This window comes from Actinophytocola sediminis (assembly GCF_054779715.1).
Map to the genome: position 1 here is coordinate 59,352 of NZ_BAAGXS010000049.1, position 10,434 is coordinate 69,785.

The following is a 10,434-nucleotide window of genomic DNA, read 5'->3' on the forward strand; positions in this document are numbered from 1 at the left end:
AGCGAACCCGCAGGAAATCCCACGCCGTTCTGCTTCAGCCAGTGCCGTTGAGCGCGGTTCGGATCGCATCCGTGCTCCAGATCTGCTCCTGCCCGCCGGGTATGAACGAACATGTGGAAGCCCGCTCTGCGGCCTGACAGGACGTTCGTGGCTTATCGGGTCGTTGTCGACCTGGTGGCTCGGTCAGCGTGCTCGAAGGGGCCACCCCAGTCGATCATGAGCACACCGCACGTCCACCGGATCACCAAACACGATCCCGCCGATCGCGACGACCGGGGCACGTACCGCGGGTCCGAGGACGTGTCGACCTGGCACGGGCGCATCTGATCGTGGAACATAGCCCCGGCCGCTTCGAGTGCCACGAGCGACCACGGTCCGGTGGCGGCCGCCTACCTCGCCGCCGTGACGGCGTTCACCGAGGACACCGGCGTGACCCGGCTGACCATCCGCCACCCGTGGGTCAGCGGATTCGTCCACTTCGGAGCAGAGCCACCCCTCGACGGCCATGGGCTGCACGGGCTGTTCCCGCCCGACCTCACCGGCTACCACGATGGCGCGTGGTGCCGACTCGAATCCGAGGACCGGTTCTTCGTCCATGTCGGCTACGACCAGTACATGTACATCGGAAGCGCGTAACCGTGCGGAGACGCGGTCGCGCTGACCACGGCGAACGGTCTGTTCGTCGAGCGCCTGGACGGCTCGCCCCACGACCCGGATGACAATGGGCCTTACGAGCCGCGTCCGGCGGACGCGGCGTTCTGGGCCGAGGCGGCGACACTCGCGGCACGGCACGGCAGGGTGCTGTTGGAGAAGCGGTTCGTCGGCAACCACTCCCGTTGGCATCGACTGACAGCCGACGCCACGGTGCCCGACCTCGGTCCGCGCGCCCTCCTGTATGTGTGGCCGGACCTGTCCACCGATGTTCCGTCAGTGCTGCGCACAATGTCACCGGACTTCACCGACTGGGCCGTCGTGGAGCACGCGGACGGCCGCATCCACAGCTTGTCCACAACACCCGGACGTCCTGTCGTCGGCATGAGACGCCCGCCGTTCGCGATGGTGTCCGCGCGGAACCTCGCGCCCGAGCTGGGACCGCGAATGCGGTCCCAGCTGCCTGCCATCACCACTGACAAGGTCGGGAGCCGCAAGCTCAGTTCCGGCATGGTCGGCAGGCACCACTCCAAAGCCCACACGCACCGCCACAACGAGATCCTCGTCTACGTCGTGGAGGGCTGGGCCGCCACGCTCGCTGGCCCGGACCTGAGCGAGGTCCTGATCGCCTGCACCGTCGGATGATCCGTCAACGCATCCGCATCAGCAACCGCCCGCTCGAACGCCTCACGCCCCAGACCGACCAAACCCGCCCGAAAGTCACCGAACACATCGTCAGAGACGTACCCGCGGATCACATACGCCGCAGCACACAAGTCCCACTGATACGCGCGAGCACCTTCCCGCTCGTAACAACGATAAAACTCCACGATGCGCTCCGCCGGCAGCTGCGCCAGCCGCTCCGCCAACGCCCGACCAACCGCTGCGCCCGCCGGCCAAGCGTGGCCATCGCCAGACGCATCATCCCTGGCCTTCTCGATCAACGACCAAAACTCGTCCACCTGCACCCCCGAAGTCTGACACAAACAACACCGCCGATTACTGGGGACGCCACCGCTGACCTGCTACCTCCTGCGGTCGACTTGCGGAGAGGCGGCCGATCTTGTTTCAGGTCTCAGTTGCCGCCGAAGATACGAAGGCGGACAACGACGAGCAGGCAAACCAGCGCGCAAGGTCGCGGCTCGGCTGAGCGGCTTCGTCTGCCATCACTAACTGAGCACAATGCCGTGGTGCTCAGGTCGGCGTCAGACCTTCCGCCAGTCACCGCATCGGCTGGTGGAGAAGTACTGACCATTCTCGAGCGTCACCGTCGGCCGGCCGCCAGTGACGATGTTGTTGGCCACAATGTCGTCACCGTTGGCGTCGGAGTTGATTTCCCAGTAACAGTCACCGGACACCGCTTGGATGGTGCGATAGGTACCGGGCTGTACGTCGACGCCGACCGCCCAGTCGCCCTCGCCGATGGTGTTCTGCGCTATCGTCCGCTCCTGCATGGTGACGGCGCCCTCTCGCTGCTTGACCGCGTCCTCGCGTTGTTTGACCGCGCTCGTCCGCTGGTCGAGCGTCGCCTCGGCGGCGGCAAGTCGGTCCCGCTCGGTGGTCCTACTGACGAGCTGGCCACGAAGCGACTCACGTGCACTCGACGCCTCCTCCAACTGTTCGGTGAGCGAGTCCTTGTCCTTGACGAGCCTCGCCACCAACGCGTCGTTCGCTTCGCTCACGGCGTAGTTGTAGAAGTTCAACCCCCACCCGGCAACGAGCCCGGCCACCACAGCCGCCCCGACCCAAAACCGCCAGGATCGCACGGCCCGGCGGAGGCGGCTCCGGAAAACCTCCGGGTTGGTCGGATCGGTTGTGGCCACCATCGCAGTCCCCATCGATAGAAAGATGTCTTCGGGGAACACATCGACCAGAAGCCGCCGATTCAACACATCCGACGCGAATTGTGATCCGGCCGCAACAAAGCAACAGACGTAGCGATACGAGCCACCGGCGTGTCGTGACCATCAGGACCGGCGGCAGCCGCCGGTATTGGGCGATAACGTTGCGTCGGTAGAACTGTCACGACAGTGCGGCGTCCACGCTCGCATGAGATTCCTCGTCACCGTCGCAGTCCTGGCGTACGGATCCGATCCCAATCGGTCGCTAGTCCCGAGGACTCCCAAGCGGCAGGTGACAGGTTCGAATCCGGCCCCGCTCCTGATCGGACTCGACCGGATCAAATCGCCTTCCCGGGCGAAGCCGCGCTGCTGCCGGCAGAAGGCGGACGCCGCCACCAGCATGCACGCCCGGCGCACCCACTCCTCGGCTGTCGCCGGCACGTGTCCCCGACATACCCCGAACTGAAGGTGGCGGTCGCCACCGGGGAGTTGGACGGCGGTGTCCAGTACGACGACGCCCCTAAGTCGGACTCGGGCAAACGGACGATCTCGCTGTCGGTCGTGACCACGGCGGAGATCTCCGAGCACCTGAAGGCGTTCGCTCAGCCCGGTCCGGACGGGCGTCTGTTAGGCCAGCCTGAAGGAACTCCTGGCCCGGATCGGGCATTCCAACACTCGGGCTGCCATGATCTACCAGCACCCGACCTGGGAGCGCGATCACGCGACCGCGGCAGCGCTGGACCTCATGATCCAGGACGCACGGGGGCGCCTGCCGCCTGATCTGGCATGACAACGTCCAAGTGCGGACAAGACACAAGCATCAGGTCAGGAAGCATGTCCTGACCTGATGCTTTGTGTTGTGGAGCTGAGGGGGTTCGAACCCCTGACCCCCACACTGCCAGACTGGCACAATCATGCCTCTGACCAGCACAAACAGAGAACCCGCAGGAAATCCTACGCCGTTCCGCTCCCAGCCAGTGCCGTTCAGCGCGGTTCAGCTCGTAGCCGTGCTCCACATCTGCTCCACCTACCGCCGTGTGAACCGGACATCGTCCCGGCGGGTGAACCACCAACCACGCCTCTTCGGGCCCTCGGCGAGCCGTCGATCACGTCGTCGGCGGCGAGTGCCGCTGCACGGATGCTGCACGACGCGCCGCTGCCGCCATCGCCCGGTTGGAGCCTCGACGGGTTGGTATCGCACTTTGACGGCGCGGCTACGGTGACGCGGGGGATCAATCTGAGGGGTTCTGGAGGACCACGTTCGATGATGTTACGAAGAGCGCTCGCACTGCTGGTCGCGTCGGTGGCCGCTGTCCTGGTGAGTGGTGAGGCGGTGGCGACGCCTGATCAGGGGCAGCCACCGGTGCTGGAGCTTGATCTGCCTCGTGCCGGCGGCGTTGCGCGGGCGGAGGCGGAGACCGGTTCGTTCTTCACGGGGAGGTCGCCGGAGCGGGTGTTGGACACCCGCGTCAGTCTCGGCGCGTCAGGGCCGGTCGGGGCGCGCGGCACCATCAGCCTCGATCTGTCGGGGCACGTTCCGGAGCACACGACGGCCGTGGTGCTGAACCTGACCGGGGTGAAGCCGACCGCGCCCACGCACCTGCGGGTCTGGCCGGCCGCGGAGCCAATGCCCACCGTCTCCAATCTCAACCTGGCAACCGGCGAGGTGCGGGCGAACGCGGTGACCGTCGCACTCGGTGCCGACCGTCGGCTCAAGCTGTACAACTTCGCCGGCAGCGTCGATCTGGTCGCCGACCTTGCCGGCCACTACGGGAGCGATGCGTCGGGGCGGTACAACAGTCCCGCTCCACGGCGTGTGCTGGACACCAGAACAGAGGGGCGCCCGGTCGGCCCGGGCGGCATCATCTACCTCAACACGAGCTCTTTCGTGGACAGCCTGGCGAATGCCGTCACGATCAACCTCACCGTAGTCTCGCCGACGGCCAACACGTACCTGACGGCGTATCCGTCAGGCGACAGCGATCGTCCGAATGCCTCCAGTATCAACGCCGCCAAGGGTGCGGTCACGGCCAACCAGGTGACCGTCGCGCTCGGCCCCGGCCGGGACATTCAGCTCTACAACCACTCCGGTAGTGCGCACGTGGTGGTCGATCTGGTCGGCTACTACGGTCTCACGGGGGAGGATCTCTTCTACCCGGTCTCGCCGGTGCGGGCAGTCGATACACGGATTTCCCCAGGCGTGCCCCTGAAAGGTGGCTGGTACATCGGGTTCGATGTACAGGACATGACCTTCCATGCCCTGGCGATGAACATAACCGCGACCAACGCCACGAAAGACACCTACCTGACGGTGTACCCGGCCGGCACCACACCGCCCCTGTCCTCGACCGTCAACGTGACCGCCGGGAGAACGGTGGCGAACACGACGACGGTCGGTCTTGCCTGGGAAATTCGTGACAACGGACTGCAGTACTGGGGATACAACGTGTACAACCATTCCGGCAACGTTCACTTCGTCATGGACCTGGCCGGCTACTTCGCGAACTGATGACACACACCGCTGGCGGAGCTGGTGCCGGCTCCCGCCACGCGGCATTGGACCGCCGCGCCTCGGCCACCACCCGGTACGCCGAGTCCGCGTCTGGCACCCGGTACTCGACGAACCCCGCCACCGGACTCGTGCCCAGTTCGGTGCCGTCCCGGTAGACGGTGACCTCGCCAATGGCGGAGGTCGCACGAATCGACAATCCTCGACCTGCCCTCAGGGAGGCGTAGGTCGGCCATGCGTGCGTGCGCGCGCAACCGGATCCGTCAGTTACCTCAAATCTATTCGTCGCCGTAAATATCCTTTCGAGTGCGATGCTCACCAGTTGCACGCAGATCCGATTCCGCCACCATGTAAGTTACATCATCGTCAATCGAAACGGCGTACATTTTACCAAGAGACCCATCAGATTTCCCAAGAACAACTCCGAATTTACCGCTTATACCGGACGTTGAAGTGGATGTCGTATTCAGCACCTCAACAACATCATAATAGTCAATATCACTCATCAGTGCGTCACCCGACCCATGAGGGAAACATTGACATGGCGTCCATCACGGGACAACCACCCAAGCTGAGACTGCCCGGTACGAGAAAGCTGAACTTCCCATTCAAATGACTCCCCTTTAGTACGCGAAGGCCCAACGACCCACTCATTGCCAAAACGATCTAGATAGCCACCGCCCGGACCACGCGGCAGCGGGTTAGATGCATTATATCCCTTAGGGGGAACATAACGAACCTTACCCTGATTGGGCAAGCCAAGGTCCCCTGGGCCGGCTGTACACATACGGGATTTGATGGAACACGTTTCATCGTTGTGTACCAACACTGATATGTTATGACTTATGGTGACATAGTATGTGTGTAGGTCATCAACGGTAATATTGTGTGCCATTGTGACTCGGGCACCAAGAGCACTCAGTCTTGAAACCTTGACGGGGCGACCGCCGATAGCATGGAGGTAGTCACCGGAATCGAGATGGGATCTGCTGCACGAGTAGGTGACAGTGGTAGTCACGCAGCCTGCTGGCTGGTGTGGTCATGATTGCTTCGTGTTCGATGGGGGTCAACCGGCCGAGGGCGGGTTGACGTCGGCGGCGGTGGTAGGTGCGTTCGATCCAGGTGACGATCGCGATCCGCAGCTCGTCACTGGTGGACCAGGTGCGTCGGTCGAGAACGTTGTTCTGCGGCAACGCGAAGAAGCTTTCCATGGCGGCGTTATCGTCGGCGGCGCCGACCCGGCCCATCGAGCCGGCCAGCCCCTGACGAGCGAGCGCACGGACGAATTTCCTTGATCGGAACTGCGATCCACGGTCGGTGTGCACCACACAGCCGGTGATCTCGTCACGGCGGGCGACGGCGTTGATGAGCGCGGTGACCGCGAGGCGGGACTTCATCCGGGAGTCGATGGAGTAGCCGACGATCCGGTTGGAGCAGACGTCCTTGACCGCGCACAGATACAGCTTTCCTTCTGTGGTGCGGTGTTCGGTGTAGGGTCGGACACGGGCGCGGTTCCAGCGTTTCTGCTGGCCCGTTTCCCGTGCCCGCCCTCCGAACCGGACGTGCGACTCGTCGCCGCATCCGGCTCTCCACGTGCTCATGCCGTTGATGCGGGCGTTCCTGGTGTGTCTGCTTGCGACCATGGCGTGGGGATGCGAGTGCCCCGATACCGGTAACGTTCGATAGTTATCGTTTCCGGCCGGAACATCTCGATTCCCTCGGCACCAATCTGCCATCCTGGCAGGAACCGGCGAACGAGGGTGTGCATGTTCAGCCCGAGGTGCCGCTTTCGGAGCCAGCCGACGATCCGCCAGAAGGCGAAATGGTCGATATAGCCGAACGTCCGAGATGACACCCCGTGGCGGAAATAGGTGCACCATCCCCGCAGCACCGGGTTGAGTCGGCGCAGCAGATCGGCAAGTGTTCGATGATTCCGGCGGCGAGTGAGCGTCCGTATCTTGTCCATGATCGAGGCAAGAGCCTTCTTCGATGGATAGGTGTAGACGGCTCGTTTACCGGTTCGGTTTCGCCAGGCACGGCGCTGGATGCGCCAGCCAAGGAAATCGAACCCCTCGTCAATGTGACTGACCCTGGTCTTCTCGGCCGCCAGGCGCAAGCCCATCGGCGCGAGTACCGCGCTGACCTCATCCCAGAGAGCTTCGGCATCGGCGCGTTTCCCGGCCAGCATGACCACAAAGTCGTCCGCATAGCGGACGATCTTCATGACCGCGCCACCAGCGCGCCGGTGCTTGCTCCGCGTCCATTCCGGGCCGAGCGCTTTCCACTTGCGGGCGAAGTGCTCGTCCAGGACGGACAGGGCGATATTGGCCAGCAGCGGTGACAGGATCCCGCCCTGGGGTGTGCCGGCGATCGTCTCGCGGTCACGGCCGTCCTCAGTAAGGATGCCCGCTCGCAAGAACGCCTTGATCCAGCACAGGACTCGTTTGTCTCCGATCCGTGCCCGCACCCGATCCATCAGGGCCGAGTGTGAGATCTCGTCGAAACAGGCCGAGATATCCGCCTCGAACACCCATTCGTAGTTCCGAGTGGGTGAAGCAAGGTAGTGAATCTCAGCGATCGCGTCCTGCGCGCGACGTCTCGGACGGAAACCGTAGGAACACGGCTGGAAATCCGCCTCGAAAATCGGCTCGAGCACCAGCTTCAACACGGCCTGCACGACCCGGTCTCCGGTCGTCGGGATCCCCAAGCGCCGGAGTTTGCCCGATGCTTTCGGAATCGCCTTCTCCCGCACCGGCCGAGGAACAAACCGACCGGCCTTGAGATCATCCCGCAGCCCATCGAGCAATTCCTCGGCGGCGAGGCCGACATCGCGTGGTGCGACACCATCAACCCCCGCCGTTCGCGCGCCCTTATTGCCCCGCACCCGATTCCAAGCCACGACCAGGAATGCCGGGTCATAGACGAGGTTGCGGAGATCATCGAAGCGACGGCCAGGATCAGCCTTCGCCCATCGGTGCAGCTTCCTCTGCATCACCCGTACCCGTGTCTCCGCCTCATCAAGGTCAGGCCACGGAGCGCCGATATTCACCAGCGACCTCCCGGATCAGCATCGACGCCGCGAACACGCTGGACCCCTTCGCCATGTGACCGGCTTTCCTGATCTCGGACTACTACGGGTCCTCCGCCCCACCCCGGTGGCATCAACCGACGGTGGGCCTTCCCGCCGGGTCGCTGGCCGCGACCCGGGTTGGGGGCCACCAAGGTGGTTCCCACGTTCACTGGCGAACCGTTCGACGGGGTCGGCGCCCAGCTATGCCCCTGCAGCATCGCCGCGGCTACGCCGCAGGCCTTCACCGCGGCCTCCCGACCGGCGACATCACCCGGACCAGAAGTTCCCCGCACAACAACGTCATACGGGTGCGCGCTGCAACCCAGCCCTGATCCGCCAGGTTCGAGCTGGTGGCTCCCTTGAGAGGCGTTCAGCCGCTGGTTCCTCACGTGCGCCTTTCCGTCTCGCTTGCCGAGCACGGACCATCTGGCAGTCCTGATCCGCCTCGTCGTTGACAGGGCTGCTTTCCGCCCTCACCGGCACCTCCCGGCTCAGGCTGCCCCCTGCTTCACTCTGCTGCTGCGACAGCAAAGCGGAGAAGGTCTCGCACCTCCTCACGGTTCAACAGCGCCTCGTGGCGCTCGATGTCGGCCAGCCACAGCCGGTTCGGTGCGGTGGCGGTGAAGTCGCGCTGCACCAGGTCGTCGTGGACCGGCGGACCGGTCGTCTTCCCGTTTCTGCCGCGTTTCTTGCCGAACGCGCTCCACCAGCCCATGGACGAGCAGATCCGCCACGCGGTCCGATCCGCCATCGACAGGCCGGCGTCGCGGGCTTCGTCGGCCATGAATCGGTAGCCGAACTCCGGATCGTCGCGGTGGGCGTCGAACAACGCGTCCGCCCGATACGCCTCGGCCAGTTCGGTGTCGGTGACCGGCCGGGCACGCCAGCGGTAGCAGGGCTGTCGAGCGATGTTCAAGACCCGGCACGTTACCGCGACGGGGATACCGTCCGCGGCGAGCTCGTTCACGAGCGGGTAGAGCCTTTTCCCGGCAGATTCGCCTGAGCCAGATACGCGGCCGCGCGGCGCAGGACCTCATTCTCCTGCTCCAGCAGCATGATCCGCTTGCGGGCCTCACGCAACTCGGCCGAGTCGTTCCTGCTCACACCAGGTTTGACGCCCTCATCAGTGTCGGCCTGCCGCAGCCACTTGAACAAGGTCATCGGGTGGACCCCGAAATCCTTGGCGATCTGCTCGACGGTTACACCAGGCCCGCGGTCACGGGCGACCCGCACGACATCGTCGCGAAACTCCTGGGGGTAGGGCTTGGGCACAGCGACATCCTCCCAGCTCACCATCACGGCAAGCCAACTCAGATGTCACCTACTCGTGCAGCAGACCCGGACAACCACACCACCGTGCTGACCAAACTCCACGAACACGGCATCCCACCCGAGACACTCATGGACGCCCGCGCAGCGAAGCAAGTGGTCCTCGATGACCAGCTCCACGACCGCATCGCCCCGTTCATCAGGTTCAGGGGGAACCACGGTCGCTCAGGCGGTCACCGTGGTCATGGGGATCGTCGGTCGTCGGCCTCACCTTCATGTTCGGGTTCGGCAACGTCCTCAACCTCGCGCTCCGGCTCAGCGCGCCGGTCTGGGTCGCTCCCCTCGTCGCGCCGGCAGTCGACCTCTCGAGCCTCGGGCTCCTCCTCGGCATTCGACGACTGGCCCTGGCCGGGGCGACACCGGCACAACTGCGACCAGCCCGCCGCCTGCTGATCTTCGCCAGCGCAGTCACCCTGACCCTAACGTGGCCGACCCGCTCGTCGCAGGCCACTACGGCAAGGCCGCCTTCGACGCCGTCGGACCGTTGCTGCTGATCGGATGGGCGGAAGTCGGCCCGGTCCTGTTGCAAGCGCTGGCCACCGTATCGGCCACCGGGCACCCGGGTGTCGTTGCCCAGACTGTCGACTCAGGCAATGCTGCGGTGGAGCCGCGAGAAGGCATGCACGTGGGCGCTGAGTTGCTGGAGCGGGCACGGCATGAGGATCGGTCGCATCGTAAGCTGTATCAGCGTCCGATCTCTGCCGAAAACCTCCGGGAAGGCCTGGGTATAGGCGCGGAGCGACCGCGAACGCTCGTGAGGCTGGTGCGTGCGGAGCGGGGCATCTCCGCTAGCAGGTCGAGTTACTTAGAGTCGTCCAGGCTGCGCCGGTCGCCGGGGTGGGTGCCAAGGCGAGGACGGCGCGGGTTTCGGTGCTGGCGCGGTCAGTAACCGAGCTGTTGACGAAGGCCTGCAGAAATCCGGGATATGATTCCCGCAGCAGCGAGCGGACTTTTCTGGATGGCCTTGTACTTCGCCAGATCGCGTCCTGGCTCGCCCGCCTGAGCACGGCGATAGTGCGGACACCTCCGCCCTC

At 64.6% G+C, this 10,434-nt stretch carries 10 protein-coding genes and 2 pseudogenes; 4 read left to right on the plus strand and 8 right to left on the minus strand.

Features of this window, described 5'->3' with window-relative positions:
- Window positions 1–378 precede the first annotated feature (378 nt).
- Together ACYVIP_RS27605 and ACYVIP_RS27610 are read left to right on the plus strand one after the other, a co-directional pair.
- On the plus strand, window positions 379–636 hold the full coding sequence (locus ACYVIP_RS27605) for a hypothetical protein (protein ID WP_460401452.1): 258 nt from the start codon (window positions 379–381) through the stop codon (window positions 634–636).
- A gap of 162 nt (window positions 637–798) precedes the next feature.
- Window positions 799–1,296 (plus strand): hypothetical protein, encoded by a 498-nt coding sequence (locus tag ACYVIP_RS27610; RefSeq protein WP_460401599.1) that lies wholly within the window; start codon window positions 799–801, stop codon window positions 1,294–1,296.
- On the opposite strand, the gene ACYVIP_RS27615 is transcribed toward ACYVIP_RS27610, so the two are convergent.
- Together ACYVIP_RS27615 and ACYVIP_RS27620 are read right to left on the minus strand one after the other, a co-directional pair.
- A complete protein-coding gene (locus ACYVIP_RS27615) occupies window positions 1,218–1,619 on the minus strand; it encodes a DUF4240 domain-containing protein (protein ID WP_460401454.1) in 402 nt (133 codons plus the stop codon). The genes ACYVIP_RS27610 and ACYVIP_RS27615 overlap by 79 nt on opposite strands.
- A gap of 237 nt (window positions 1,620–1,856) precedes the next feature.
- Window positions 1,857–2,540, minus strand: coding sequence for a hypothetical protein (locus ACYVIP_RS27620; RefSeq protein ID WP_460401456.1), 684 nt, complete (start codon window positions 2,538–2,540; stop codon window positions 1,857–1,859).
- A 1,090-nt stretch (window positions 2,541–3,630) separates the two neighbouring features.
- Here ACYVIP_RS27620 and ACYVIP_RS27625 point away from each other — a divergent pair.
- On the plus strand, window positions 3,631–5,001 hold the full coding sequence (locus ACYVIP_RS27625) for a hypothetical protein (RefSeq protein ID WP_460401458.1): 1,371 nt from the start codon (window positions 3,631–3,633) through the stop codon (window positions 4,999–5,001).
- 278 nt (window positions 5,002–5,279) lie between these two features.
- On the opposite strand, the gene ACYVIP_RS27630 is transcribed toward ACYVIP_RS27625, so the two are convergent.
- The 6 genes and pseudogenes from ACYVIP_RS27630 to ACYVIP_RS27655 all read right to left on the minus strand — a co-directional run bounded on the left by ACYVIP_RS27630 (window position 5,280) and on the right by ACYVIP_RS27655 (window position 9,343).
- The gene (locus ACYVIP_RS27630) at window positions 5,280–5,507 is read right to left on the minus strand and encodes a hypothetical protein (protein ID WP_460401460.1); all 228 of its coding nucleotides are present in this window, start codon (window positions 5,505–5,507) and stop codon (window positions 5,280–5,282) included.
- A complete protein-coding gene (locus ACYVIP_RS27635; RefSeq protein ID WP_460401462.1) occupies window positions 5,507–5,896 on the minus strand; it encodes a polymorphic toxin type 17 domain-containing protein in 390 nt (129 codons plus the stop codon). The genes ACYVIP_RS27630 and ACYVIP_RS27635 overlap by 1 nt, the downstream gene beginning before the upstream one ends.
- Window positions 5,897–5,966: 70 nt before the next feature.
- Window positions 5,967–6,494: pseudogene (locus ACYVIP_RS27640) on the minus strand (transposase); the annotation flags it as partial.
- Window positions 6,495–6,598: 104 nt separating this feature from the next.
- Entirely contained in the window at window positions 6,599–8,050 is a 1,452-nt protein-coding gene (gene ltrA, locus ACYVIP_RS27645; protein WP_460401464.1) for a group II intron reverse transcriptase/maturase, read from the minus strand.
- A gap of 529 nt (window positions 8,051–8,579) precedes the next feature.
- Window positions 8,580–9,038, minus strand: coding sequence for a hypothetical protein (locus ACYVIP_RS27650; protein WP_460401466.1), 459 nt, complete (start codon window positions 9,036–9,038; stop codon window positions 8,580–8,582).
- A complete protein-coding gene (locus ACYVIP_RS27655; RefSeq protein ID WP_460401468.1) occupies window positions 9,035–9,343 on the minus strand; it encodes a transposase in 309 nt (102 codons plus the stop codon). Before ACYVIP_RS27655 ends, ACYVIP_RS27650 begins: the two co-directional genes overlap by 4 nt.
- A 241-nt stretch (window positions 9,344–9,584) precedes the next feature.
- Here ACYVIP_RS27655 and ACYVIP_RS27660 point away from each other — a divergent pair.
- Window positions 9,585–10,289, plus strand: a pseudogene (locus tag ACYVIP_RS27660) (hypothetical protein).
- The last annotated feature ends 145 nt before the right edge of the window (window positions 10,290–10,434 follow it).